At 69.4% G+C, this 25,794-nt stretch carries 20 protein-coding genes; 8 read left to right on the top strand and 12 right to left on the bottom strand.

The window, feature by feature from the left end; all coding sequences use genetic code 11:
• The first annotated feature begins 31 nt into the window (after nucleotides 1-31).
• Nucleotides 32-1,054, top strand: a complete 1,023-nt coding sequence (locus HEP81_RS30510) for a LacI family DNA-binding transcriptional regulator (RefSeq protein ID WP_037651266.1) — start codon at nucleotides 32-34, stop codon at nucleotides 1,052-1,054.
• A 57-nt stretch (nucleotides 1,055-1,111) separates the two neighbouring features.
• On the opposite strand, the gene prcA is transcribed toward HEP81_RS30510, so the two are convergent.
• The 6 genes from prcA to arc all read right to left on the bottom strand — a co-directional run bounded on the left by prcA (nucleotide 1,112) and on the right by arc (nucleotide 7,276).
• Nucleotides 1,112-1,861 (bottom strand): proteasome subunit alpha, encoded by a 750-nt coding sequence (gene prcA, locus HEP81_RS30505; protein ID WP_037651268.1) that lies wholly within the window; start codon nucleotides 1,859-1,861, stop codon nucleotides 1,112-1,114.
• A gap of 61 nt (nucleotides 1,862-1,922) precedes the next feature.
• Nucleotides 1,923-2,768, bottom strand: coding sequence for a proteasome subunit beta (gene prcB / locus HEP81_RS30500; RefSeq protein WP_037651270.1), 846 nt, complete (start codon nucleotides 2,766-2,768; stop codon nucleotides 1,923-1,925).
• Nucleotides 2,720-3,331 carry an endonuclease VII domain-containing protein gene (locus HEP81_RS30495; RefSeq protein ID WP_037651272.1) on the bottom strand — a complete coding sequence of 204 codons (612 nt, stop codon included), beginning with the start codon at nucleotides 3,329-3,331 and terminating at the stop codon, nucleotides 2,720-2,722. The genes prcB and HEP81_RS30495 overlap by 49 nt, the downstream gene beginning before the upstream one ends.
• 43 nt (nucleotides 3,332-3,374) lie before the next feature.
• On the bottom strand, nucleotides 3,375-3,593 hold the full coding sequence (locus HEP81_RS30490) for a ubiquitin-like protein Pup (protein ID WP_037651273.1): 219 nt from the start codon (nucleotides 3,591-3,593) through the stop codon (nucleotides 3,375-3,377).
• 172 nt (nucleotides 3,594-3,765) lie between these two features.
• Nucleotides 3,766-5,277, bottom strand: coding sequence for a depupylase/deamidase Dop (gene dop / locus HEP81_RS30485; RefSeq protein ID WP_337999716.1), 1,512 nt, complete (start codon nucleotides 5,275-5,277; stop codon nucleotides 3,766-3,768).
• A 232-nt stretch (nucleotides 5,278-5,509) separates the two neighbouring features.
• Nucleotides 5,510-7,276: a proteasome ATPase gene (gene arc / locus HEP81_RS30480; protein WP_037651277.1), complete on the bottom strand. Its 1,767-nt coding sequence runs from the start codon at nucleotides 7,274-7,276 to the stop codon at nucleotides 5,510-5,512.
• A gap of 520 nt (nucleotides 7,277-7,796) precedes the next feature.
• Here arc and HEP81_RS30475 point away from each other — a divergent pair.
• A complete protein-coding gene (locus HEP81_RS30475) occupies nucleotides 7,797-8,099 on the top strand; it encodes a ferredoxin (RefSeq protein ID WP_037651279.1) in 303 nt (100 codons plus the stop codon).
• 28 nt (nucleotides 8,100-8,127) lie between these two features.
• Here the strand turns inward: HEP81_RS30475 and HEP81_RS30470 are convergent, their stop codons facing one another.
• The 3 genes from HEP81_RS30470 to HEP81_RS30460 all read right to left on the bottom strand — a co-directional run bounded on the left by HEP81_RS30470 (nucleotide 8,128) and on the right by HEP81_RS30460 (nucleotide 11,481).
• Nucleotides 8,128-8,712: a hypothetical protein gene (locus HEP81_RS30470; RefSeq protein ID WP_037651281.1), complete on the bottom strand. Its 585-nt coding sequence runs from the start codon at nucleotides 8,710-8,712 to the stop codon at nucleotides 8,128-8,130.
• A 235-nt stretch (nucleotides 8,713-8,947) separates the two neighbouring features.
• Nucleotides 8,948-9,850, bottom strand: coding sequence for a tRNA (adenine-N1)-methyltransferase (locus HEP81_RS30465; protein ID WP_037651283.1), 903 nt, complete (start codon nucleotides 9,848-9,850; stop codon nucleotides 8,948-8,950).
• A gap of 38 nt (nucleotides 9,851-9,888) precedes the next feature.
• Complete coding sequence (locus HEP81_RS30460) at nucleotides 9,889-11,481, bottom strand: site-2 protease family protein (protein ID WP_037651285.1); 1,593 nt, start codon at nucleotides 11,479-11,481, stop codon at nucleotides 9,889-9,891.
• 296 nt (nucleotides 11,482-11,777) lie between these two features.
• On the opposite strand from HEP81_RS30460, the gene HEP81_RS30455 reads away from it, so the two are divergent.
• Entirely contained in the window at nucleotides 11,778-12,887 is a 1,110-nt protein-coding gene (locus tag HEP81_RS30455) for a RecB family exonuclease (RefSeq protein WP_051849859.1), read from the top strand.
• A gap of 14 nt (nucleotides 12,888-12,901) precedes the next feature.
• Nucleotides 12,902-13,573, top strand: a complete 672-nt coding sequence (locus HEP81_RS30450) for a response regulator (protein ID WP_037651288.1) — start codon at nucleotides 12,902-12,904, stop codon at nucleotides 13,571-13,573.
• Between the two features lie 107 nt (nucleotides 13,574-13,680).
• Here HEP81_RS30450 and HEP81_RS30445 read toward each other — a convergent pair whose 3' ends face one another.
• The 3 genes from HEP81_RS30445 to metH all read right to left on the bottom strand — a co-directional run bounded on the left by HEP81_RS30445 (nucleotide 13,681) and on the right by metH (nucleotide 20,122).
• Nucleotides 13,681-15,285 carry an ABC transporter substrate-binding protein gene (locus tag HEP81_RS30445; RefSeq protein WP_037651290.1) on the bottom strand — a complete coding sequence of 535 codons (1,605 nt, stop codon included), beginning with the start codon at nucleotides 15,283-15,285 and terminating at the stop codon, nucleotides 13,681-13,683.
• A gap of 437 nt (nucleotides 15,286-15,722) precedes the next feature.
• On the bottom strand, nucleotides 15,723-16,424 hold the full coding sequence (locus HEP81_RS30440; protein ID WP_037651291.1) for an HAD family hydrolase: 702 nt from the start codon (nucleotides 16,422-16,424) through the stop codon (nucleotides 15,723-15,725).
• A gap of 182 nt (nucleotides 16,425-16,606) precedes the next feature.
• Nucleotides 16,607-20,122 carry a methionine synthase gene (gene metH, locus HEP81_RS30435; protein WP_190276047.1) on the bottom strand — a complete coding sequence of 1,172 codons (3,516 nt, stop codon included), beginning with the start codon at nucleotides 20,120-20,122 and terminating at the stop codon, nucleotides 16,607-16,609.
• Between the two features lie 315 nt (nucleotides 20,123-20,437).
• Between metH and HEP81_RS30430 the strand changes: the two genes are divergently transcribed.
• The 4 genes from HEP81_RS30430 to HEP81_RS30415 all read left to right on the top strand — a co-directional run bounded on the left by HEP81_RS30430 (nucleotide 20,438) and on the right by HEP81_RS30415 (nucleotide 25,626).
• Nucleotides 20,438-21,202, top strand: a complete 765-nt coding sequence (locus HEP81_RS30430) for an IclR family transcriptional regulator (protein ID WP_037661974.1) — start codon at nucleotides 20,438-20,440, stop codon at nucleotides 21,200-21,202.
• Nucleotides 21,203-21,556: 354 nt separating this feature from the next.
• Nucleotides 21,557-22,348 (top strand): MIP/aquaporin family protein, encoded by a 792-nt coding sequence (locus HEP81_RS30425; protein WP_037661973.1) that lies wholly within the window; start codon nucleotides 21,557-21,559, stop codon nucleotides 22,346-22,348.
• Nucleotides 22,349-22,422: 74 nt separating this feature from the next.
• Nucleotides 22,423-23,961, top strand: coding sequence for a glycerol kinase GlpK (gene glpK, locus HEP81_RS30420; RefSeq protein WP_037661972.1), 1,539 nt, complete (start codon nucleotides 22,423-22,425; stop codon nucleotides 23,959-23,961).
• 48 nt (nucleotides 23,962-24,009) lie between these two features.
• On the top strand, nucleotides 24,010-25,626 hold the full coding sequence (locus HEP81_RS30415; RefSeq protein WP_037661967.1) for a glycerol-3-phosphate dehydrogenase/oxidase: 1,617 nt from the start codon (nucleotides 24,010-24,012) through the stop codon (nucleotides 25,624-25,626).
• Nucleotides 25,627-25,794 lie beyond the last annotated feature (168 nt).

Genomic DNA, 25,794 nt, shown 5'->3' with positions numbered 1-25,794 from the left:
CAGGCGTCCAGGCGAAGGAGCAGGCCCACCCGTGGCACGCAGCAGCACGCGACCCACCAGCCGCGACGTGGCCCACGCGGCCGGCGTCTCCCAGGCCGCCGTCTCCCTCGTCCTCGGCGACAAATGGCGCGGCCGCGTCTCCGAGGCCACCGCCGAACGCGTCCGCGAGGCCGCCCGCGCCCTCGACTACCGCCCCAACCTCGCCGCCCGCAACCTCCGCCTCGGCCGCACCCGCACCGTCCTCCTCGTCGTACCCGCCCTCACCACCGAGTTCTTCGCCGGCGTCTACACCGGCGCCGCCCGCGTCGCCGCCCAGCACGGCTTCGGCGTCGTCCTCTACCCCTCCCCCGAAGGCATCGGCCCGGCCCGCGACCCCTTCGCCTCCGCCCAGGCCGCCCTCGACGGCGTCCTCGCCTCCTCCATGGCCGCCGACGCCCTCACCGCCATCCGCGGCGACCGCCTCCCCCTCGTCATGCTCGACAGCGACCCCACCGCCAGCCCCGGCGCCGCCACCGTCAACCTCGACATCGCCGACGGCATCCGCCAGGTCACCGACCACCTCCTCGGCCTCGGCCACCGCCGCATCCTGCACCTCGCCGCCGACGTACCCTCCTGGACCTTCGAGGCCCGCGCCCGCGAACTCACCACCCGCCTCACCACCACCCCCGGCACCCAACTGAGCACCGCCCGCGCACCCATCTCCATCGAGGGCGCCCGCACCGCCACCGAAGCCGCCCTCACCACCCCCGGCCCCCGCCCCACCGCCATCGTCTGCGACGACGACAAACTCGCCGCCGGCGCCTACAAGGCCGCCCGCCGCCTCGGCCTGCGCATCCCCGACGACATCTCCGTCACCGGCCTCGACGACCTCGCCCTCGCCACCGCCCTCGACCCCGAACTCACCACCGTCCACCTCGACGCCGAACTCTTCGGCGAACGCGGCATGCACGCCCTCCTCGCCGTCCTGGAAGGCCGCGAACCCCACGGCGGCGACATCCCCGTCCAACTCGTCGTACGCGGCTCCACCGCGCCCCCACGGGCCCCCCGGGACTGAACGCGAAATGCCCCGGCCGAAACGGCCGGGGCACCTCAGGACCAGGAAGGCGGCGGACTACTCCGCGTCGTCGGACTCCTCCGAGCCGTCCGCGACCGCGGCCGCGCCGTCCGCCTCCAGCAGCCGCGCCAGCTGCCGGCCCACGATCCGCTTGAACTTCCGCTTCTGCGGACGCGTACGGTCCAGCACCGCGACCTCAAGGCGCTCCGCCGGAATCTCCCGCTCGCCGCCGTTCGTGTCCCGCGACAGCGCCTGCACCGCCAGCTTCAGCGCCTCGGCCAGACTCATCCCGTCCCGGTGCCGCTGGTCCAGGTAATTGCTGATCTGCTCCGCGTTGCCACCCACCGCGACCGAGCCGTGCTCGTCCACGATGGAACCGTCGTGCGGCAGCCGGTAGATCTGGTCGCCCTCCGGGGTCTCCCCCACCTCCGCCACCACCAGCTCCACCTCGTACGGCTTCTCGGCCGCCGAGGAGAAGATGGTGCCCAGCGTCTGGGCGTACACATTGGCCAGACCCCGGGCCGTCACATCGTCCCGGTCATAGGTGTAACCACGCAGATCGGCGTAACGGACGCCACCGATGCGCAGATTCTCGTACTCGTTGTACTTACCGGCCGCCGCGAAGCCGATCCGGTCGTAGATCTCGCTGAACTTGTGCAGCGCGCGGGACGGATTCTCGCCGGCGAACACGATGCCGTCGGCGTACTGCATGACCACCAGGCTGCGGCCACGAGCGATGCCCTTGCGGGCGTACTCCGCCCGGTCGGCCATCGCCTGCTGAGGTGAGACATAGAACGGCGTCGACACCGGTTATCCGTCCCTTTCTGTCATGGTCACTGTGATCACCTTGTCAAGAACCGGGCCGCGCTCAGAGCAGCGCGGCCTTGGGACCGTCCGGCTCCTCCAGGCGCCGCTGGAGCACCGAACGGGAGATCTCGGAGGCCTCTTCCCCGGTCAGCCGGCGGAAACCGTCCTCGGTGATCACGGTGATGATCGGGTAGATCCGGCGGGCGACATCGGGACCACCGGTCGCCGAGTCGTCGTCAGCCGCGTCATAGAGGGCCTGCACCACCAGCGTGGTGGCCTGCTCCTCCGTCAGGTCGTCACGGAACAGCTTCTTCATCGCGCCCCGGGCGAAGACCGAGCCGGAACCCGTCGCCGCGAAGTGGTGCTCCTCGGAACGGCCGCCCGTCACGTCGTACGAGAAGATCCGGCCCTTGTCCCGGTCCACGTCATATCCCGCGAACAGGGGCACCACGGCCAGGCCCTGCATGGCCATGCCGAGGTTGGAACGGATCATCGTCGACAGCCGGTTGGCCTTGCCCTCCAGGGACAGCTGGGCGCCCTCGACCTTCTCGAAGTGCTCCAGCTCCAGCTGGAAGAGCTTCACCATCTCCACCGCGAGACCGGCGGTGCCGGCGATGCCGACCGCGGAGTACTCGTCGGCCGGGAACACCTTCTCGATGTCCCGCTGCGCGATCACATTGCCCATGGTCGCCCGGCGGTCACCGGCGAGCACCACGCCACCGGGGAAGGTCACCGCCACGATGGTGGTGCCGTGCGGGGCCTCGATCACCCCCTGAGTCGGGGGCAGCTGCCGGTTCCCGGGAAGCATCTCCGGCTGGTGCCCGGCGAGGAAATCCATGAAGGAGGAGGACCCGGGCGTCAGGAAGGCAGCTGGTAGACGCCCGGTGCCACGAGTATTGGCTTCCACGAGATTCCTTCCAGATAGGCGGCGGCCCGGCGTACGGCGTCGGGATCGTCTCCCAACTTGCCGATGGCCGAATTGCAGTTGAAGCACAGTACGCCACGGACCCTACCCGTCTTGTGACAGTGATCCACATGCGCGGCCGGAGCCTTCAAGCAGATCACGCACAAGCCCCGCTGGGAGGCCACCATCGCGTCCCGCTCGGCTTCGGTGAGGCCGTACTTGCGCTTGAGGTAGCTGGTTCGGGTCCGCCCCGCGCGACAGGTGCGGCAGTAACTCGCCCAACCATCGGACGAGGACCTGTTCCGCTCCCACTCCGTATGGGGCTTCACCTCCTGGCACTGCGGACAGCGTTTGTGCCCGGGCGGGACCGTCACTTTCTGTCGGACGGTCTTGCCCATGGCCTCTCGACGGCGCCGGTAGTGCGTGGCGCTGTACTCCGCCACGCACTCCCGGCAGTAAGGCTGAAGACCGTCACGCCGGTTCCTGTCCCGCGCGAAGGCCGCGCGAGGCAGATCCCGCCCGCACTTCCCACATCCCTTGGCGTTCGGCTCCTCAGCCACCCGCATCCCCCGTAACCTTCACTTCGAAGGTGAAGTGACCAGTGTGCCTTTATTCTCCACCTTTTTGCACGAAGGACCTCACGAAGTCCTCGGCGTTCTCCTCAAGTACGTCATCGATTTCGTCCAGGACGGAGTCCACGTCGTCCGACAGCTTCTCCTGTCGTTCCTTGAGGTCCTCGGAGGACTGGGCGTCCTGCGCCTGCTCCTCGACCTCTTCGGTGGACCGTGTGGCCTTCTGCTGGCCGCCGCCGGTGTCCTTGGTTGCCATAACCCTCACCCCGCTCAGTTAGCCTGCCGATCGGTGATGATCAGACCCTACAAGCCGGGTCCGACATCGGCCCCGCAGTTCATGCAACGTACGGGGGCCATCTCGATGATTCCCGGGCGGCGGGATTTCCACCCGCCGTCACGGACCGCACCGAGTACCCCCCTGGCCCCGCTCACCCGCCCGAAAGCACCCTGACCAGGTCTTCCGCGGTACGGCAGCGGTCCAGCAGCTCCTTGACGTGATTTCGCGTTCCGCGTAGCGGTTCCAGGGTTGGAACACGCTGGAGGGAGTCCCGCCCGGGGAGGTCGAAGATGACCGAGTCCCAGCTGGCCGCGGCGACGTCGTCGGCGTACTGCTCCAGGCAGCGGCCGCGGAAGTACGCCCGGGTGTCCTCCGGCGGCTTGGTGCGCGCCCGCTCGACCTCGGACTCGTCCAGCAGCCGCTTCATCCGGCCCCGGGCCACCAGGCGGTTGTACAGGCCCTTCTCGGGCCGTACGTCGGCGTACTGGAGGTCGACCAGGTGGAGCCGGGCGGCGTCCCAGTCGAGTCCGTCGCGGTTGCGGTAGCCCTCCATCAGTTCGCGCTTGGCGACCCAGTCCAGTTCGCCGGCGAGGCTCATGGGGTCGTTCTCCAGCCGGGTGAGGGTGTCCTCCCAGCGGCTGAGGATGTCCTTGGTCTGGTCGTCGGCGTCGGCTCCGTGGCGTTCCTCGACGTATTTGCGGGCCAGCTCGTAGTACTCCATCTGGAGTTGTACGGCGGTGAGTGTGCGGCCGCTGCGGAGGGTGACCAGGTGCTTGAGGCCGGGGTCGTGGGAGACCTGGTGGAGGGTGCGGACCGGCTGGTCCACGGCCAGGTCGACCGCGATGAAGCCGTCCTCGATCATGGCGAGGACGAGGGAGGTGGTGCCGAGTTTGAGGTAGGTGGAGATCTCCGAGAGGTTGGCGTCGCCGATGATCACATGCAGGCGGCGGTACTTCTCGGCGTCCGCGTGAGGTTCGTCGCGGGTGTTGATGATGGGGCGCTTGAGGGTGGTCTCCAGTCCGACCTCGACCTCGAAGTAGTCGGCGCGCTGGCTGAGCTGGAAGCCGTGTTCGTGGCCGTCCTGGCCGATGCCGACGCGGCCGGCGCCGGCGAAGACCTGGCGGGAGACGAAGAAGGGCGTCAGATGGCGCACGATGTCCGAGAACGGGGTCTCGCGCCGCATGAGGTAGTTCTCGTGGGTGCCGTAGGAGGCGCCCTTGTTGTCGGTGTTGTTCTTGTAGAGGTGGATGGGCTGGGCGCCGGGGAGCTGGGCGGCTCGTTCGGCGGCCTCGGCCATGATGCGTTCGCCTGCCTTGTCCCACAGGACGGCGTCGCGGGGGTTGGTGACCTCGGGGGCGCTGTATTCGGGGTGGGCGTGGTCGACGTAGAGTCGCGCGCCGTTGGTGAGGATCACGTTGGCCAGGCCGATGTCCTCGTCGGTGAGCTGGCTGGCGTCGGCGGTCTCCCGGGCGAGGTCGAAGCCTCGCGCGTCGCGCAGCGGGTTCTCCTCCTCGAAGTCCCAGCGGGCCCGGCGGGCCCGGTGCATCGCCGCCGCGTAGGCGTTGACGATTTGGGACGAGGTGAGCATGGCATTGGCGTTGGGGTGGCCGGGGACGGAGATGCCGTACTCCGTCTCGATGCCCATTACTCGCCGTACGGTCATGCGGCCCTCCTTGCCCGGCGGCGCCCTCGGTGATGGGTGCCGCTCACGTACCGCTGGCGCTCCGGTGCGTGTGCGGTGCCCGTGCCCGCACTGCGCGACTCGGCGGTAGGAAAGAGCCTAGAACGCCTTTGCGCTGGTGGGGAGATCATTTGCGTCATTGCCTGCTCCGGTCGTGGCCAGAAAAACAGTCGGCTGCGGGTACCCGTCGTGGGCACCCGCAGCCGCCCCGCTTTTACAGGTACTGACCGGTGTTGGCCACCGTGTCGATGGAGCGTCCGGTGTCCGCGCCCTGCTTTCCGGTGATGAGGGTGCGGATGTAGACGATCCGTTCGCCCTTCTTTCCGGAGATGCGGGCCCAGTCGTCGGGATTGGTGGTGTTGGGCAGGTCTTCGTTCTCCTTGAACTCGTCCACGCAGGCTTGGAGGAGGTGGGAGACGCGGAGGCCCTTCTGGCTCTTTTCGAGGAAGTCCTTGATCGCCATTTTCTTGGCGCGGCCGACGATGTTCTCGATCATGGCGCCGGAGTTGAAGTCCTTGAAGTAGAGGACTTCCTTGTCTCCGTTGGCGTAGGTGACTTCCAGGAAGCGGTTTTCCTCGGATTCGGCGTACATCTGCTCGACCGCGGTCTGGATCATGGCTTGGACCGTGGCGTTCTTGTCGCCGCTGTGTTCGCCGAGGTCGTCCGTGTGGAGCGGGAGTCGCTCGGTGAGGTACTTGCCGAAGATGTCCTTGGCGGCCTCGGCGTCGGGACGTTCGATCTTGATCTTCACGTCCAGGCGGCCGGGGCGCAGGATGGCGGGGTCGATCATGTCCTCGCGGTTGGACGCGCCGATGACGACCACGTTCTGGAGGCCTTCGACGCCGTCGATCTCGGCGAGGAGCTGGGGGACGATGGTGTTCTCGACGTCGGAGCTGACGCCGGAGCCGCGGGTGCGGAAGAGGGATTCCATCTCGTCGAAGAAGACGATGACGGGGGTTCCTTCGCTGGCCTTCTCGCGGGCTCGCTGGAAGACGAGGCGGATCTGGCGTTCGGTTTCGCCGACGTACTTGTTGAGGAGCTCGGGGCCCTTGATGTTGAGGAAGAAGCTCTTGCCGGCGGCCTGGCCGGTGACTTCGGCGACCTTCTTGGCGAGGGAGTTGGCGACGGCCTTGGCGATGAGTGTCTTGCCGCAGCCGGGGGGGCCGTAGAGCAGGACGCCCTTGGGCGGGCGCAGCTCGTGCTCCTTGAAGAGGTCGGGGTAGAGGTAGGGAAGCTCGACGGCGTCGCGGATGGCTTCGATCTGGTTGCCGAGACCGCCGATGGCTTCGTAGCCGATGTCGGGGACTTCTTCGAGGACGAGTTCCTCGACCTCGCTCTTGGGGACGACTTCGTAGACGTATCCGGAGCGGGGTTCGAGCAGGAGGGCGTCGCCGGGTCGGATGGTGACGTCGAGGAGGGGTTCGGCGAGGCGGACCACTCGTTCTTCGTCGGTGTGTCCGAGGACGAGGGCGCGTTCGCCGTCCTCGAGGATCTCCTTGAGGGTGACGATGTCACCGACGCGCTCGTACGCCATGGCCTCGACCACGTTGAGCGCTTCGTTGAGCATGACTTCCTGGCCGCGCCGCATGTCGTCGAGGTCGACGCTGGGGCTGACGTTCACCCGGAGTTTGCGGCCGCCGGTGAAGATGTCGGCGGTGCCGTCCTCGTTGGCTTGCAGGAAGACTCCGAAGCCGGCCGGCGGCTGGGCGAGCCGGTCGACTTCTTCCTTGAGGGCCACGATCTGGTCGCGGGCCTCGCGGAGGGTGTTGGCCAGTCGTTCGTTCTGGGCGGACACGCCGGCCAGGTTGGTCTGCAACTCGACGATCCGCTCTTCGAGAATCCTCGTGTGTCGCGGAGAGTCGGCGAGCTTGCGTCGCAGGACGGCGATCTCCTGCTCAAGGTAGGCGATCTGCCCGGCCGGGTCGTCGGACCCGCGTCCCGGGCGGATGCCGCGGTTCATGTCGTCGTCGTGGGCTGCCACGGTCCTCACCTCCTCCAAGGGGAGCTGGACGCTTCCAGACCCTACCTGGGTGGGTGTCGATTGAAACCCCTAGATCACAATGACTGTCAAGGTGTGTCGTCGGTCACCCGGTGCGCACTCCCTCGCACGGAGTGGATACCCACTCAACGTGATGGGGAAGCGGCTTGTTCCTTGGTTGGCGTGGTCGAATCCCTTCGGGAGTGGCCGGAGTTGTCGGCTCCGGGCCGGGTGGGCGGGTTCTTGGGCAGGCCGGGGGGCGCTCGTACGGTCATCACGTAGAGCGACGGTGTGGCCTGGCGGTGTCATGGTGGGTGTGGCTGGAAGTGTGCGTCCGGGGGTGTGGGGCGTCCTGTTTCTGGTCGAGCGCTCGTACCCGAGCCGGTGGCGGTGGAAACCCGTTGGTGGCCGGAGGTGGCCGGTTCCGGGGGCGGGGGTAGGGTCGGGCGTGTTCGACTGCCGCTGGTGTGGTCCCGGTCGGTGTGTGCCGTGCGGGGGGTGCGGCGTACCGATGTCAGGAGAGGTGACCGTGCAGCAGGAGGCCCCGGCCGGTGAGGCGCTGGAGGTGTGGATCGACCAGGACCTGTGTACTGGCGACGGGATCTGTGTCCAGTACGCCCCGGAGGTGTTCGAGCTGGACATCGACGGTCTGGCCTATGTGAAGGGCGCGGACGACGAGCTGCTTCAGGAGGCGGGGGCGGTGACGCCGGTGCCGTTGCCGTTGCTCACGGATGTGGTGGATTCGGCCAGGGAGTGTCCTGGTGAGTGCATCCATGTGCGCAGGGTTTTGGACAGGGTGGAGGTTTATGGTCCGGACGCGGATTGAGCCGCGTTTTTCGGACGTGGGGCGTCGTTCAGACGCTGTGGGCCCCGGCCGGGGTGGTGCGCAGGAAGGCTATGCCGTTCCAGTGCCATGCGGCCGGGGTTTTCGTGTCCGGGCAGCAGCGGGGTACGGCGTCGGAGGAGTAGCCGAGCAGGGTGGCGCTGACGGTGCCGGTGTGGATGGCGAAGTCGGTGACGGTGAGCCGGTCCTTGGGGGCGACGAGGGTGGCGACGACGCGGGGGGTGTGGCCGTCGGCGGCGCGGGTGAGGACGTAGACGCCGTCGGGTGGGGTGCCCATGGCGCTGTCGCAGTGGACGACGGCGGCGGTTTCGGGCCGGCCGTCGCCGTCGAGGTCGCCGGTGGCCTTTTTGACGACGATGGCCTTCTCGGGTCCGCAGTCGAGCGGGAAGGTGACGCCGGTGGTGCCGGGGGGTGCGACAGCGGTGCCGGGGGCGGGGGCCGCTTTGGTGCCCGTGGTGGGCTGGGCGGCGGTGGCCGATCCGGGGTGGACGAGGGAGGAGAGCGCCACGACGCCGGCCACGGCGGTGGCTGTGGCGAGCCAGTGGATGGGGCGGGTGTGGGTGTGAGCGAGCTCCGGAACGGCGGATTGCTGCACGAGGAGTGTCTCCTGTGAGGGCTGTGCCGGGGGGTGTGGCCTGCATGGTGCCACACGTCACAGGGCGTGGGAACGGCGGGGTCGGGATTCCCGGTGGTGGTGGGCCCGCTGGGGGCGGGTCACCGGTTTTCCGGGGGCATGGTGCCGTGTCAACGAGTGGGCGCCGTGGCCGAGTTCCCCGGTCGGTCGGGGAACTCGGCCACGGCGCCCTGTCGGTGTGCCGGGTGCGGGTGGCTCAGCGGCCGGTGCCGCCGTCGGCGTTGGGTCCCGCGTAGTCCTCGCCGTAGGCGCCCTTGGCGGGGCGGCGGCGGCGCATCGGCGGCTCGACGCCGTCGGCGAGGCGGCGGGCGGTGAGCAGGAAGCCGGTGTGGCCGATCATGCGGTGGTCGGGGCGGACGGCGAGGCCTTCGATGTGCCAGTTGCGGATCATGGTCTCCCAGGCGGTCGGCTCGTTGAAGCAGCCGATCTCGCGGATGGATTCCACGGTGCGCGCGAGCTGGGTGGTGGTGGCCACGTAGCAGCACACGATGCCGCCGGGGACGAGTGCCTTGGAGACGGCTTCCAGGCATTCCCAGGGGGCGAGCATGTCGAGGATGACACGGTCGACGTCGGTGTCGGACAGGTTGTCCTGGAGGTCGCCGACGGTGAGCTGCCAGGCGGGGTGGGGGCCGCCGAAGTAGCGCTCGACGTTCTGCCGTGCGATGTCGGCGAAGTCGTCGCGGCGCTCGTAGGAGTGCAGCATGCCCTGGTCGCCGATGGCTCGCAGCAGGAAGCTGCTGAGGGAGCCGGAGCCGACGCCGGCCTCCACGACGCGGGCGCCGGGGAAGATGTCGGCGAAGGCGAGGATCTGCCCCGCGTCCTTCGGGTAGACGACGGCTGCCCCGCGGGGCATGGACAGGACGTAGTCGGGGAGCAGGGGGCGCAGCGCGAGGTAGGCCACGTTGCCGGTGGTGCGGACAACGCTGCCCTCGGGAGCACCGATCAGTTCGTCGTGCGGGAAGGAACCCTTGTGGGTGTGGAAGTTCTTTCCGGCTTCGAGCGTGAACGTGTAGTGGCGGCCCTTGGGGTCGGTCAGCTGTACCTGGTCCCCGACCTTGAAGGGCCCGCGCCTGCGGGCGGCACCGGTCGGTTCGGACATGTGACCAGACTACCGGCAGCGGGGCGGGCCGCCGACCACTAGCTGGGGCGGGCCATGGCCTTGACGAAGGCGCGTTCCACGTCGGCGGCGGAGAGGACGCCGTAGATCTCGCCGGTGGTCTCGACCACGAGGTATTCGGTGGCGGGGGCGGCTCGCAGGGCGTCGAGGAGTTCTTCGCCGGACAGCTCGGCGGAGACGCGCATGTCGTCGGTGAGGTCCTGGGCGAGGCCGCTGACGGGGACCCAGGGGCGGCGGTGTTCGGGTACGCCGACGATGGCGGACTCGCGGACCAGGGAGAGGGGGTGGCCGTCGGCGTCGACGACGACGAGGGCGCGGGCGCCGGCGGCGTTGGCGCGGCGCAGGGCCTCGGAGAGGGGGGTGTCGGTCTCGACGGGTACGGCGCGGCGGGTGAGGGTGCGGGCGCGTAGTTCGGGGAGGTGTTCGCGGAGCCTGGCCATGCGCAGGCTGTTGCCGGCGCCGGTCCAGATGATCGCGGCGAGGATGGCGGCGAGCAGGGCGTCGGTGACGGTGTTCATGCCGCCGGATTCCTCGGTGCCGCCGCCGAGGCCGCCGGAGGAGTTGAGCAGGGGCAGTCCGACGAGGACGGCGACGGCGAGGGCGCGGCCGACCCAGGCGGCGGCGACGGTGCCGCTCATGGGTTTGCCGGTGATCTTCCAGACGATGGCGCGGAGCATCCGGCCGCCGTCGAGGGGCAGGCCGGGGAGCAGGTTGAAGGCGGCCACGATGAGGTTGGAGACCATGAGGCCGGCGAGGAGGACGCCGGGGACGGTGCCGGGCTGCACGGGCTTCATGGCGAGATAGAAGAGTCCGGCGAGGACGAGGGAGAGCAGTGGGCCGACGAAGGCCAGGACGAATTCCCGGCCGGGTGTCTCGGCTTCCTTCTCGATCTCGGAGACGCCGCCGAAGAACTGGAGCTGGATGCGGCGGACGGGGAGCTTGAAGCGGATCGCGGCGACGGTGTGGGCGAGCTCGTGGACGAGTACGGAGGCGTAGAAGGCGACCGCGAAGAACAGCGATACGAGGTAGCGGGCGGCGCCCAGTTCGGGCAGTACCCGGTCGAGCTGTCCGCCGAACACCCAGGTGATCAGGGCGGCGACGAGGAACCAGCTCGGCGCGACGTACACGGGCACGCCGAAGGGGCGCCCCATGAGGATGCCGCCGCCGGGTTCCTTGGGGGGCCGCGGGGGTTCGCCCTTGGCCATGCCGGGGGCGGGGCCGGTGGGGGGTTCGGTGTGGGCGAGGGTGCGGTGGGTTTCGTGGGTGCCGGCGGCGGTGTCAGGGGCGCTCTCGGGGGTCTTGGCCCCGTCGGCTGCGGCCTTGTCCGCCCCGGCCTTGTCCGCCCCGGCCTCGTCCGCGCCGGTCTCGTGTGTCTTGGTTTTTGGCGCGGTCGCCCCGGTGGTGTCGGGTGTCTCGTCCTCGGGTTCCTCGGCGCGGGCGGCTTCGGGACCGGGGGTATTCGAGGCGGGGGTGGCGGCGGTGTCCGTGCCGGGGCCGTCTTCCGTCGGTGCCGGGGCCTCGGCGGCCGGCGGCGGGGGCGTTGGGACTGCGGGGTGGTCGGTCGGCTGATCGTCGCCGGACCGCGGCTGCCCGCTCGCGCCGCTCACGTCCACGGTGTCCCCTCGTTCGAAGCGTCTTCCGCGCCTCTTGGGGCGGAAGGGTCTCTGATCGATGGTATGCGGCCGTGGTGGCACGTTTCGCCCCGGCACCCCTTGAGTTCGCCCCGTGGTCGGGTGCCCGCTCCGGCCCGTGACTGGGTCACTGTCAGTGGTGGGCCGTATGGTCTGTGGACATGGACACCAGCTTCGAGGAGGCGGGAGCCGCGGCGAGCGGTCCCGAGCCGACGGATCCGCCGGCGGCGGACGCGACGACCGGCGCCGTGGCGACGGACACCGTGGCTGCGGACGCCATAGCGGCGAGCGCCGCGGCGACGGAGGCGTCCGCCCCCGCGGCCGTACCGAACCCCTCGACCGCGCCGGACGCCACGGTCGCGCCGAGCCCTTCGGCCACCGAAGCCACCACCGGCACCGGCACCGGCACCGGCGAGGCCGCTGAGGGCACCGAGACCGGTGAAACCGCTGACTCCGCTGGATCCGCCGCAACCGCCGCTGCCGGTGCCCCCACCGAGGCCACCCCGGTCCCCACCGCGCCGTCCGTGCCCCGTCCCGCCGCCGCGCCCACCTCGCTCTCCCCCTCCCGCGCCGGTGACTTCATGCAGTGTCCGTTGCTGTACCGGTTCCGGGTGATCGACCGGCTGCCGGAGAAGCCGAGCGAGGCGGCGACGCGGGGCACCCTGGTGCACGCGGTGCTTGAGCGGTTGTTCGACGCGCCCGCCGGTGAGCGGACCGCGCCGCGCGCCAGGGCGCTGGTGCCGGGCCAGTGGGACCGGCTGCGCGAGAGCCGCCCGGAGCTGGCGGAGTTGTTCGCGGACGATCCGGACGGGCAGCGGCTGGCGCGCTGGCTTGGCGAGGCCGAGCGGCTGGTGGAGCGCTGGTTCACGCTGGAGGACCCGACCCGCCTGGAGCCCGCCGAGCGGGAGCTGTTCGTGGAGGCCGAGCTGGAGTCGGGGCCCCGGCTGCGCGGCATCATCGACCGGGTGGACGTGGCGCCGACCGGCGAGGTGCGGATCGTCGACTACAAGACGGGCAAGGCGCCGCGGCCGGAGTACGCCGAGGGCGCGCTGTTCCAGATGAAGTTCTACGCGCTGGTGGTGTGGCGGCTCAAGGGCGTCGTGCCGCGCCGGCTCCAGCTGGTGTATCTGGGCAGTGGCGAGGTGCGGACGTACGATCCGGTGCTCGCCGATCTCGAGCGGGTGGAGCGCAGGCTGCGCGCGCTGTGGGACGCCATCTGCGAGGCCACGGAGAGCGGGGAGTGGCGGCCGCGGCCGACGAAGCTGTGCGGCTGGTGCGATCACCAGGCGCACTGCCCGGAGTTCGGGGGCACTCCCCCGCCGTATCCGCTGCCGGTGAGGGCGCGGGAGTCGGGCGGTGTGCCGCAGGGCAGAATGGGCGCGGACTAGCGAAGGAGTGTCACGTGGCCATCCGCGTCCTACTGGTCGACGACCAGCCCCTGCTGCGTACGGGTTTCCGGATGATCCTGGAGGCCGAGCAGGACCTCGCGGTCGTGGGCGAGGCCGGTGACGGCCTACAGGCTCTCGATCAGGTGCGGGCCCTGCAACCGGATGTCGTGCTGATGGACATCCGTATGCCGCGGATGGACGGGGTGGAGGCGACCCGGCAGATCAGCGGTCCGGAGCGGAACGGCCCGGCGAAGGTGCTGGTGCTGACGACCTTCGATCTGGACGAGTACGTGGTGGAGGCGCTGCGCGCCGGTGCCAGCGGTTTCCTGCTCAAGGACGCGCCCGCGGACGAGCTGGTGCAGGCGATCCGGGTGGTGGCGGGCGGTGAGGCGATGCTGGCGCCGAGCATCACGCGTCGGCTGCTGGACAAGTACGCGACGCATCTGCCCTCGGGCGAGGAGCCGGTTCCGAACACCCTGCACACGCTCACGGACCGTGAGGTGGAGGTGCTGAAGCTGGTGGCGCGGGGGCTGTCCAACGCGGAGATCGCGGCTGATCTGTTCGTCAGCGAGACGACCGTCAAGACGCATGTCGGGCATGTGCTGACCAAGCTGGGTCTGCGGGACCGGGTGCAGGCGGCGGTGTACGCGTACGAGAGCGGTCTGGTGCGCCCCGGCGCGCAGTAGGCGGCGCGGGCCCTCGACGGCCGGTCGTCGGGGGCCTGTTCCGTACGACGGCGAAGGGCGCCTCTCTCCCCACCGGGAGAGAGGCGCCCTTCGCTGTTGTCGGCGGGTCAGCCGCTGACACCCCGGCCGAGCTCCCAGAGCTGGAGCGTGGAGGAGGAGTTGACGGCGTAGGCGACGCCCGTGATGTCGTCGCGGGCGGCGATGTACTGCTTGCCCTGCCACAGCGGGAGGACCGGTACGTCCTCGGCGACGGTGTCCTGGATCTTGGTCAGGCTGTCCGCGGCCGAGAGGCGGTTGGCCTCGCGGCGGGACTGCGGGATCAGGTTCCGCTGGATGTCGCTGTTGGAGTACGGCGAGTTGAGGAAGTTGTCCTTGTCGAGGAAGGGCGCGAGGAAGTTGTCGGCGTCGGGGAAGTCGGGGAACCAGCCCATGCCGTAGACGTCGTACTGCCCCTTCTCCTCGGCGGGGCGGAAGCTGTCCCAGGGGTGGCCCTGGATGGTGACGTCGAACAGGCCGCTGTCGTTGAGCTGCTTCTGGAGGACCTCGAACTCCTGCTTGGTGGCCGTGCCGTAGTGGTCGGTCGTGTAGTGCATGGTCAGCTTCACCGGGGTGGTGATGCCGGCCTTGGTGAGCAGGTTCTTGGCCTTGGCGGCACTGGGGTTGCCGTACTTGTTGAAGAACGAGTTGGAGTGCCCGGTGACGGTGGCGGGGACCAGCGAGTACAGCGGCTCGGCCTCGGTGCCGTAGACCTTGGAGACCAGTTCGCCGCGGTTGATGACCTGGGCCATGGCCTGGCGTACGGCCTTGGACTTCACCGTGGGGGCGTTGGTGTTGAAGGCGAGGTAGCGGATTTCGAGGCCCGGCATGTCGACGAGGTCGACGTTGTCGTCGCTGCCGGAGTCCAGCTTCTGGATCTGGGCGGGCGACATGGTGCGGGTCATGACGTCGATGTCGCCCTTGTCGATGGCGGCGCCCATGGCGTCGGCATCGGCGAAGGAGCGGACCACGACCTTGTTGTTGTTCACCGTCTGGGCCCCCTTGTAGTGGGGGTTCTTGGTGAAGGTGACGCTGACGATCGCGTTGTCCTTGACCTCGGCCTGGAAGGTGTAGGGGCCGGAGCCGTCCAGGTGGAAGCCGTCGCGCAGGGAGCCCTTGGGGTAGTCCTTGGGGTCGAGGATGCCCGCGACCGGGGTGGACAGCTTGTAGGGGAAGGTGGCGTCGGCCGTCTTGAGGTGGAAGACGACCTCGCGGTCGCCCTGCGTCTCGATGGTGTCGATGGTGTTCAGCAGCGAGGCGACACCGCTGTCGGCCTTGATGTGCAGGGCGCGTTCGATGGAGAACTTGACGTCCTGGGCGGTCACCGGGTCGCCGTTGGCGAACGTGAGGCCCTCGCGCAGCTTGCAGGCGTAGCGCTCACTGCCGCTGTCGGTGAAGCCGCAGCTTTCGGCCGCGTCCGGGACCGGGTCGCCCTCACCCTTGGGCTCGGCCATCAGGGTCTGGACGGTCTGGCGCAGCAGGTTCCAGCTGCCGACGTCGTAGGCGTAGGCAGGGTCGACCGGGGCGGGGGCGTCCTTGGTGACGGTGAACCGGTCCGTGGTGCCGACGACGATGGCGTCGCCGCCCTTGCTCCCGCTGCCGGATCCGCCGCACGCGGCGAGGACCGGGGTGAGCAGGCCGGCCACCGCCGGCAGCACCAGAGTCTTGCGGTTCATGCGGGGGTTTCTCCAGAGCTGTTCGGGTCCGTGTTTCCGGCGCGCATGGGTGGCGCGCGGCGGAGTACGGGGGTTTCTTCGGTGATGTTCTCGCGACGAGATTAGTCCGCGCCTCGTGGGGCGTTCACAGCCGCGTGAGTTGACTCTCCATCACGCTGTGAAACCGGGTGTGGACACACCGAAAACCCGACACTGGCAGGATTAGTGCAGCGTCTCATCAATCGGGACACAAGGGCGCGCCACTCCGGGGTGAACCGGGCGGGTCTGCATACTCGTCAGACCTTGTCGAGAGCCTTGGGGGTGGCGAACGTCACACCTTCAACTACGCGGGGCGGCGGTCGAATTCGGCCGTGTCGACTTGCCGTGAATTCCCTTGGATGTACTTCCGCGGTTATTCATGGGCCGCGGTCAATGACCTTTGCACGCTGGGTGAACGGCTAGGGCATTTCCGTCATCAGGCCCCGAAGAAATGCGAGGTCGACGTGTTCCAGAGAGGGGACGACGGTGCGTCGTTCGGCCGGTCCGATGGGGGCGAGGGAGGGTACGGCGACGACGCGGCAGCCTGCTGCCTCGGCGGCGGCGACGCCGGTGGAGGTGTCCTCGACGACGGCGCATCGGGCGGGGTGGGCGCCGAGTCCGCCGGCGGCGAGGAGGTAGGGATCGGGGAAGGGCTTGGTGCGGGTGACCTCGTCGCCGGCGATGGACAGGGCGAAGTGGTGCGGGCCGAGGACGGCGAGGACGCGGTCGATGATGCGCCGGTGGGAGGCGGAGACGAGAGCGGTGGGGATGCGGTGCTGGTGGAGTTCGGCGAGCAGTCGGGCGGCGCCGGGCTTGAGGGGCAGGCCGGTGCTGATGCGGGCCTCGAAGCCGTCGTTGAGCAGGACGCTGAGTTCGGCGAGGGTGATGTCGGCGCCGGTGGCCTCGATGAGGAAGCCGGCGCTGCGGGTCATCGGGCCGCCGACCACGATGTGCTTCCAGGAGTCGTCCAGGGTGTGGCCGAGGGCGGCGAAGACCTCCACCTCGACGTCCCACCAGAAGCCCTCGGTGTCCACCAGGGTGCCGTCCATGTCGAGGAGGACCGCTTGCAGGGCGGACCCTTCGGCCGAACGGGCTCCGAGCGCGGGGACCGTGCTGGTCATCCGGCGCACCTCCTTGAGGGACGTTCAGGCCGGTTCCCCTGCGGGGAACCGGCCTGCGGTGGACCGACCAGTGTACGACTCCGCGCGGCGAAACGCTTCGTTTATCGCTGGTGGTCCGGGGTATCCCGAGAGTCCCCCGGGCGTGGCCCAGGGGACGCTTCGCCATGCCCTTGGCATATGCCTCAGCGGGCGTTGAAGTACTTCGCCTCCGGGTGGTGGATCACGATGGCGTCCGTGGACTGCTCGGGGTGCAGCTGGAACTCCTCGGAGAGGTGGACGCCGATCCGTTCGGGCTCCAGCAGGGCCGCGATCTTTCCGCGGTCCTCCAGGTCCGGGCAGGCGCCGTAGCCAAGGGAGAAGCGGGCGCCGCGGTACTTCAGGGCGAACATCTCCTCGATGTCGGCGGGGTCCTCGCCGCCGAAGCCGAGTTCGGTGCGGACGCGCGCGTGCCAGTACTCGGCGAGGGCTTCGGCCAACTGGACGGACAGGCCGTGCAGTTCGAGGTAGTCGCGGTAGGCGTTGGCCTCGAACAGCTTGGCCGTCTCCTCGCCGATGCGGGAGCCGACGGTGACGACCTGGAAGCCGACGACATCCTTCTCGCCGGACTCCTCCGGGCGGAAGAAGTCGGCCAGGCACAGCCGGCGGCCCCGGCGCTGGCGCGGGAAGGTGAACCGGGTGCGCTCGTTGCCCTCTTCGTCCAGGACGATCAGGTCGTCGTCCTTGGACACACAGGGGAAGTAGCCGTAGACCACGGCCGCTTCGAGCAGGTTCTCCGTCTGTAGCCGGTCCAGGAGTCCGCGCAGCCGGGGCCGGCCCTCGGTCTCGACCAGTTCCTCGTACGACGGTCCCTCGCCGGTGCGGACCTGCTTCAGCCCCCACTGGCCCTTGAAGAGGGCGCTTTCGTCGAGCCAGGAGGCGTATTCCTTGAGCTGGATGCCCTTGATGACCCGGGTGCCCCAGAACGGCGGGACGGGTACCGGGTTGTCGGTGGAGACGTCGGAGCGGACGTGTCCCTCCTCCGGGCGCTCGGTCACCTCGACCGGGGCGGTGGCGCGGACCCGGCGCTGCTTGAGCTCGGGCAGTTTCGCGCCGGGCACACCGCGCTTGACGCCGATCAGGGCGTCCATGAGGCGCAGACCCTCGAACGCGTCGCGGGCGTAGCGGACCTCGCCCTGGTAGATCTCGTGGAGGTCCTGCTCGACGTAGGCGCGGGTGAGGGCGGCGCCGCCGAGGATGACGGGGTAGGTGCCGGCCAGGTCGCGCTGGTTGAGTTCCTCCAGGTTCTCCTTCATGATCACCGTGGACTTCACCAGCAGCCCGGACATGCCGATCACGTCCGCGCGGTGTTCCTCGGCGGCCTCCAGGATCGCGGAGACCGGCTGCTTGATGCCCAGATTGACCACGTTGTAGCCGTTGTTCGACAGGATGATGTCGACCAGGTTCTTGCCGATGTCATGGACGTCACCGCGCACGGTGGCCAGCACGATGGTGCCCTTGCCGTCCGCGTCCGACTTCTCCATGTGCGGCTCCAGATGGGCGACCGCGGCCTTCATCACCTCGGCGGACTGGAGCACGAACGGCAGCTGCATCTGCCCCGACCCGAACAGCTCACCGACGACCTTCATCCCGTCCAGCAGCGTGTCGTTGACGATGTCCAGAGCGGGACGCTCCCGGAGCGCGGTGTCCAGGTCGGCCTCCAGACCGTTGCGCTCGCCGTCGATGATCCGCCGCTTGAGCCGCTCCTCCAGCGGCAGCGCCGCCAGCTCCTCGGCCTTGCCCGCCTTCAGCGACTTCGCCGTCGCGCCCTCGAACAGCTGCATCAGCTTCTGGAGCGGGTCGTAGCCCTCGGCGCGGCGGTCGTAGATGAGGTCGAGCGCCGTCTGCACCTCTTCCTCGCTGAACCGGGCGATGGGGAGGATCTTCGAGGCGTGCACGATCGCCGAGTCCAGGCCCGCCTTGACGCACTCGTCCAGGAAGACGCTGTTGAGGAGGATGCGGGCGGCCGGGTTCAGACCGAAGGAGATGTTCGACAACCCGAGCGTCGTCTGCACGTCCGGATGCCGCTTCTTCAGCTCACGGATCGCCTCGATCGTCGCGACACCGTCCTTGCGGGACTCCTCCTGACCCGTGCAGATCGTGAACGTCAGCGTGTCGATCAGGATGTCCGACTCCAGGATCCCCCAGTTCCCGGTCAGATCCGCGATCAGACGCTCCGCGATCGCCACCTTGTTCTCGACCGTGCGGGCCTGGCCCTCCTCGTCGATGGTCAGCGCGATCAGCGCGGCGCCGTGCCGGCGGGCGAGGCCGGTGACCTTCGCGAAGCGGGACTCGGGGCCGTCGCCGTCCTCGTAGTTCACCGAGTTGATCACCGCGCGGCCGGCCAGGCGCTCCAGACCGGCCTCGATGACGTTCACCTCGGTGGAGTCCAGCACGATCGGCAGCGTCGACGCCGTCGCCAGCCGCCCGGCCAGCTCCGCCATGTCCGCCACACCGTCACGACCGACGTAGTCCACACACAGATCCAGCATGTGCGCGCCCTCGCGGATCTGCTCCCGGGCGATCTCCACACAGTCGTCCCAGCGGGCCTCCAGCATCGCCTCGCGGAACTTCTTCGACCCGTTCGCGTTCGTCCGCTCACCGATCGCCAGATACGAGGTGTCCTGCCGGAACGGCACCGACTGATACAACGACGCCGCGCCCGGCTCGGGGCGCGGATCACGCGCCGGCGGGGTCAGCCCCCGGACCCGCTCCACGACCTGGCGCAGATGCTCGGGGGTCGTGCCGCAGCAGCCACCGACCAGCGACAGGCCGTACTCACGGACGAACGTCTCCTGCGCGTCCGCCAGCTCGGGGGCGGTCAGCGGGTAATGGGCGCCGTCCTTGCCGAGGACGGGCAGGCCCGCGTTGGGCATGCAGGACAGCGGGATGCGCGCGTTGCGGGCGAGGTAGCGCAGGTGTTCGCTCATCTCGGCCGGGCCGGTGGCGCAGTTCAGGCCGATCATGTCGATGCCGAGCGGTTCGAGCGCGGTGAGGGCCGCGCCGATCTCGGAGCCCAGCAGCATGGTGCCGGTGGTCTCGACGGTGACCGAGACGATCACCGGGAGGTCCAGGCCGAGGGCCGCCAGGGCGCTGCGGGCGCCGATGACCGAGGCCTTGGTCTGGAGGAGGTCCTGGGTGGTCTCCACGAGGAGTGCGTCGGCGCCGCCCTCGATCAGGCCCTCGGCGTTCGCCTGGTAGGCGTCGCGCAGCGTGGGGTAGGGCGCGTGGCCGAGGGTGGGCAGCTTGGTGCCGGGGCCCATGGAGCCGAGGACCCAGCGGGGGCGGCCGTCGCGGGCGGTGAACGCGTCGGCGGTCTCGCGGGCGACCCGGGCGCCGGACTCGGACAGCTCGTGGACGCGGTCGGAGATGTCGTACTCGCCGAGGGCGGAGTGGTTGGCGCCGAAGGTGTTGGTCTCGACGCAGTCGACGCCGACGGCGAAGTAGGCCTCATGGACCGAGCGGACGATGTCGGGACGGGTGAGATTGAGGATCTCGTTGCAGCCCTCTAGCTGCTGGAAGTCGTCCAGGGTCGGTTCCTGGGCCTGGAGCATGGTGCCCATGGCTCCGTCGGCGACCACCACGCGGGTGGCGAGCGCCTCTCGGAGCGCGGACGCACGGGTCCGGCTGTCGGCGATAGGGGACGTTGGCAACGAGGCCATGTAAGGGCTCCCTGGAGGTGCGACGGCTGTCGGCTATGCGGTGCCCCCACGTCGGGCGGGAAGGCCGCACGGCGCCAGACTAACCGGGAGTGGGCTTGGATGGGCACAGGCGTCCACGAGACGGACGCGGATGGCCCCCGGCGCCACATGCGGGCCACATGTGATGTAACAGGTGTCGGCCGACCATTAGCGGGAGGTCGACATGGACCGGTAGTGTTCGACATTGCCGAACGGTGGTAGCGAAGCGCAGGGAGTCGGTGGCGCTTCGCCCATAGATGTGTTTCGGCAGTCGAAGGGGACGGAGGCAGGACGGCGATGGCACGGAACATCCAGTCGCTCGAACGCGCGGCCGCGATGCTGCGGCTGCTCGCGGGCGGCGAGCGACGGCTCGGGCTGTCGGACATCGCCTCCTCGCTCGGCCTCGCCAAGGGCACCGCGCACGGCATTCTGCGCACCCTCCAGCAGGAGGGCTTCGTGGAGCAGGACGACGCCTCGGGCCGCTATCAGCTGGGCGCGGAGCTGCTGCGCCTTGGCACCACCTATCTGGACGTCCACGAGCTGCGGGCGCGTGCCCTCGTATGGACCGACGATCTGGCCCGCTCCAGCGGGGAGAGCGTGCACCTGGGCGTGCTGCACCAGCACGGCGTGCTGATCGTGCACCACGTCTTCCGGCCCGACGACAGCCGGCAGGTGCTGGAGATCGGGGCCATGCAACCCCTGCACTGCACGGCGCTGGGCAAGGTGCTCTCGGCGTACGACCCGGTGGCGCACAGCGAGGCGCTGGAGGCCGAGCGCAAGGCGTTCACGGACCGCACGGTGTGCGACGCGGCGGAGTTCGAGCAGATCCTCGACCTCACGCGCGCGCGGGGCTACGCGGCCGATGTGGAGGAGACGTGGGAGGGCGTGGCGTCGATCGCCGCGCCCGTCCACGACCGGCGCCGGATGCCCGTGGGTGCCGTCGGCATCACGGGTGCGGTGGAGCGGCTGCGCCGGGACGGCGAGCTGCGGCCCGAGCTGATCGCCGCGGTGCGCGACTGCGCCCGTGCGGTCTCCAGGGACCTGGGCGCCGGGCGGTTCTGAAGGTCCCTGAGGGATCACGCTCTGTTGTGGGTATGACCGGGACGCCGGGCGGCGTTCCGGCTCTCGGCCTACCCTGAAGTGGACAAAGTGGGGCTATAACTACATAGCGTGGCGAAGGGTGATAGCCAACAACGATCAATAACGATCCGGTTTTCGATAAGAGAACTCTTGACGCACGCGTAACACCGAAGCGAGACTCCCGTCCATCGGTCGGCATTGTCGAACACCTATCGGTAATACGCGTTAGAGTGTGACAACGCCAAGGGCCGGCATCGCTCTCACCCCCGAGGGCACCAGAACCCCCGGTGGGACCGGGGTTCGCTTCCCCCTGGACGAAGGACAAAGGAGTCGCGGGTGTCCAGCTCCGACATCTTCATCGGCGAGACCCTCGGTACCGCCATACTCATCCTGCTCGGCGGCGGCGTCTGCGCCGCTGTCACGCTGAAGGCCTCCAAGGCCCGTAACGCCGGCTGGGTCGCCATCGCCTTCGGGTGGGGCTTCGCGGTCATGACGGCCGTCTACATCTCCGCGCCGCTCTCCGGCGCCCATCTGAACCCGGCCGTCACCGTCGCCCTGGCCATCAAGAACAGCGACTGGAGCAACGTTCCGTACTACCTCGGCGGCCAGCTGCTCGGCGCCATGATCGGTGCGGTCCTCGTGTGGCTCGCCTACTACGGGCAGTTCCACGCGCACCTCACCGACAAGGAGATCGTCGGCGGTCCTGGCGCCCAGGCCACGTCGGCCAAGGCGGTCGAGGCCCAGGAGCAGGGCGCCGGCCCGGTGCTCGGCATCTTCTCCACCGGCCCGGAGATCCGGAACGTGGTGCAGAACCTCGTCACGGAGATCATCGGCACCATCGTGCTGATCCTCGCGGTCCTCACGCAGGGCCTGAACAACAATGGCGACGGCCTCGGCGCGCTCGGCGGTCTGATCACCGCCTTCGTGGTGGTGGCCATCGGCCTGTCCCTCGGCGGCCCGACGGGCTACGCGATCAACCCGGCCCGTGACCTCGGCCCGCGCATCGTGCACGCCCTGCTGCCGCTGCCCAACAAGGGCGGCTCCGACTGGAGCTACGCCTGGATCCCGGTGGTCGGCCCGCTGATCGGCGCCGCCATCGCGGCGGGTATCTACAACGTCGCCTTCTGACGAAACCCCCACAAGGGATTCGCGCACGCGCCGTACGTTCAGCCCCTCAACCACGGACCTTTCAGGAGCACACAGTGACCGACGCCCACACCGCAGGCCCCTTCATCGCGGCGATCGACCAGGGCACCACCTCCTCGCGCTGCATCATCTTCGACCGGGACGGCCGTATCGTCTCCGTCGACCAGAAGGAGCACGAGCAGATCTTCCCGAAGCCGGGCTGGGTCGAGCACAACGCCAACGAGATCTGGACCAATGTCCAGGAGGTCGTCGCCGGAGCCGTCGCCAAGGCCGGCATCACCCGCGACGACATCAAGGCCATCGGCATCACCAACCAGCGCGAGACCACCGTGCTGTGGGACAAGAACACCGGTGAGCCCGTCCACAACGCCATCGTCTGGCAGGACACCCGCACCGACGGCCTGTGCCGGGAGCTCGGCCGCAACGTCGGCCAGGACCGCTTCCGCCGCGAGACCGGCCTGCCGCTGGCCTCCTACTTCGCCGGCCCCAAGGCCCGCTGGCTGCTCGACAACGTCAAGGGCCTCAAGGAGCGCGCCGCCGCCGGGGACATCCTCTTCGGCACCATGGACACCTGGGTCATCTGGAACCTGACCGGCGGTGTCAACGGCGGACAGCACGTCACCGACGTCACCAACGCCTCGCGCACCATGCTCATGAACCTGCACACGATGCAGTGGGACGCGAAGATCGCCGAGTCGATCGGTGTGCCGCTGAACATCCTGCCCGAGATCCGCTCCTCCGCCGAGGTCTACGGCGAGGTCACCGGCGGCAAGCTCGGCGACCTGCTGGGCGGCATCCCGGTCGCCTCCGCGCTCGGCGACCAGCAGGCGGCCCTGTTCGGCCAGACCTGTTTCTCCGAGGGCGAGACCAAGTCGACCTACGGCACCGGCACCTTCATGGTGATGAACACCGGCGACAAGATCATCAACTCGTACGCCGGTCTGCTGACCACCGTCGGCTACAAGATCGGCGAGCAGCCCACGGTCTACGCCCTGGAGGGCTCGATCGCCGTCACCGGTTCGCTGGTGCAGTGGATGCGCGACCAGATGGGCCTGATCTCCACCGCCGCCGAGATCGAGACCCTCGCGCTCTCGGTCGAGGACAACGGCGGCGCCTACTTCGTGCCGGCCTTCTCCGGCCTGTTCGCCCCGCACTGGCGTTCCGACGCCCGCGGTGTGATCGCCGGTCTGACCCGGTACGTCACCAAGGCGCACCTCGCGCGCGCCGTCCTGGAGGCCACCGCCTGGCAGACCCGGGAGATCGCCGACGCCATGGTGAAGGACTCCGGCGACGAGCTGGTGGCCCTGAAGGTCGACGGCGGCATGACCTCCAACAACCTGCTGATGCAGACGCTCGCCGACGTCCTGGACGCGCCCGTGGTGCGCCCGATGGTCGCCGAGACCACCTGCCTCGGCGCCGCCTACGCCGCCGGCCTCGCCGTCGGCTTCTGGTCCAGCACCGACGAGCTGCGCGCCAACTGGCGCCGGGCCGCCGAGTGGACCCCCCAGATGGACGCGGAGACCCGCGACCGTGAGTACAAGAACTGGCTCAAGGCCGTCGACCGGACCATGGGCTGGATCGAGGACGAGAGCTGAGCTGCCTCTTTCCGCGCAGACAGCTCTGACGAGGAGTAAGTACCCCACATGACCAGTCAGTCCACCCTGCAGTCCGTGCCTGCCCTGGGAACGCGCCCGGCCTCCGGCTCCAACCCGAGTCGCGCCGAGACCAGGGAGCAGCTCTCCAAGGCGTCGTACGACCTTCTTGTGATCGGCGGCGGCATCCTGGGCATCTCCACCGCCTGGCACGCCGCGCAGTCCGGGCTCAGGGTGGCGCTGGTCGATGCCGGCGACTTCGCCGGTGCCACGTCCTCCGCCTCCTCCAAGCTGCTCCACGGCGGTCTGCGCTACCTCCAGACCGGTGCGGTGAAGCTGGTGGCGGAGAACCATTTCGAGCGCCGTGCGGTGTCCCGTCAGGTGGCTCCCCACCTGGCGAACCCGCTGACCTTCTACCTCCCCGTGTACAAGGGCGGGCCGCACGGCGCGGCGAAGCTCGGCGCGGGCGTCTTCGCCTACTCGGCGCTGTCCGCGTTCGGCGACGGCGTCGGCCACCTGCTCTCCCCCGCCAAGGCGGCGCAGGACGTGCCCGAGCTGCGTACCGAGAACCTCAAGGCCGTGGCCGTGTACGGCGACGACCAGATGAACGACGCGCGCATGGCGCTGATGACGGTCCGCGCGGCCGTCGAGGCGGGCGCGGTCGTCCTGAACCACGCCGAGGTCACCGGCCTGCGCTTCACCCGCGGCCGGGTGACGGGCGCGGAGCTGAAGGACCGCACCTCCGGTGAGGAGTTCGGTGTCGACGCCCGTCTGGTGCTGAACGCGACCGGCCCCTGGGTCGACCACCTGCGCAAGATGGAGGACCCGAACGCGGCGCCGTCCATCCGCCTGTCCAAGGGCGCGCACCTGGTCCTGAAGCGGACCTCGCCGTGGAAGGCCGCGCTGGCCACTCCGATCGACAAGTACCGGATCACCTTCGCCCTCCCGTGGGAGGACATGCTGCTGCTCGGCACCACCGACGAGGAGTACGAGGGCGACCCGGCGGATGTTTCGGTCAACGACAAGGACATAGCGCAGATCCTGGACGAGGCGGCGTTCTCCGTCCGGGACCAGCAGCTGAAGAAGGACCTGATCACGTACGCGTTCGCCGGTCTGCGGGTGCTGCCGGGCGGTCCCGGTGACACCGCGAAGGCCAAGCGCGAGACGGTGGTGACCGAGGGCAAGGGCGGCATGCTGTCCGTCGCGGGCGGCAAGTGGACCACGTTCCGCCACATCGGTCGTACGATCATGAAGAAGCTGGAGGCGCTGCCGGGCCACCCGCTGGGCGACGACTTCGAGCCGATCTCCTCGCTGCCGAAGAAGCTGCCGCTGCCCGGTGTCGCCAACCCGCGCGCGGTCGCGCACCGGCTGCTGGTGGACGGCCCGGCGCCCGGCCCGCGGATGGCCGCCGACACCGCCAAGCACCTGGCCACCCACTACGGCTCGCTGGCCTTCGACATCGCCCGTATGGCGAACGAGAACCCGGAGCTGGCGCAGCGGGTGCACCCGGACGCGCCGGAGATCTGGGCGCAGGTCGTGTGGGCCCGTGACCACGAGTGGGCCGAGACGGCGGACGACGTGCTGCGCCGCCGTACCACGCTGACGATCCGCGGCCTGGCCACGGACGAGGTCCGGGCGAAGGTCCAGGGTCTGCTCGACGAGAAGTAGTCCCGGTCGGACAGCGACATCGGGGAAGGGGCGGCGCCGTACGCACGGGCCGCCCCTTCCGCGCGCCCGTCCGCGCGGGTCTCGGATCCGGGTTCCGGGTCCGGGCTTTCTCAGGGGCGTGAGGGGTGTTCGAGCGGGGAGCGCGGGGCAGTGATCCGTTCACTGCCC

It is taken from the genome of Streptomyces griseofuscus (assembly GCF_014673495.1).
GTDB lineage: Bacteria > Actinomycetota > Actinomycetes > Streptomycetales > Streptomycetaceae > Streptomyces > Streptomyces murinus.
This window is presented reverse-complemented; position numbering and strand designations above follow the sequence as displayed.

What these genes read in the sequence shown, in the direction of transcription:
- HEP81_RS30440 (WP_037651291.1), bottom strand. Translation starts at nt 16,424, where the DNA reads ATGACCAGCACGGTCCCCGCGCTCGGAGCCCGTTCGGCCGAAGGGTCC.
- HEP81_RS30465 (WP_037651283.1), bottom strand. Translation starts at nt 9,850, where the DNA reads ATGTCCGAACCGACCGGTGCCGCCCGCAGGCGCGGGCCCTTCAAGGTC.
- HEP81_RS30430 (WP_037661974.1), top strand. Translation starts at nt 20,438, where the DNA reads ATGGCACGGAACATCCAGTCGCTCGAACGCGCGGCCGCGATGCTGCGG.
- HEP81_RS30445 (WP_037651290.1), bottom strand. Translation starts at nt 15,285, where the DNA reads ATGAACCGCAAGACTCTGGTGCTGCCGGCGGTGGCCGGCCTGCTCACC.
- HEP81_RS30490 (WP_037651273.1), bottom strand. Translation starts at nt 3,593, where the DNA reads ATGGCAACCAAGGACACCGGCGGCGGCCAGCAGAAGGCCACACGGTCC.
- metH (WP_190276047.1), bottom strand. Translation starts at nt 20,122, where the DNA reads ATGGCCTCGTTGCCAACGTCCCCTATCGCCGACAGCCGGACCCGTGCG.
- HEP81_RS30495 (WP_037651272.1), bottom strand. Translation starts at nt 3,331, where the DNA reads ATGCGGGTGGCTGAGGAGCCGAACGCCAAGGGATGTGGGAAGTGCGGG.
- dop (WP_337999716.1), bottom strand. Translation starts at nt 5,277, where the DNA reads ATGACCGTACGGCGAGTAATGGGCATCGAGACGGAGTACGGCATCTCC.
- HEP81_RS30415 (WP_037661967.1), top strand. Translation starts at nt 24,010, where the DNA reads ATGACCAGTCAGTCCACCCTGCAGTCCGTGCCTGCCCTGGGAACGCGC.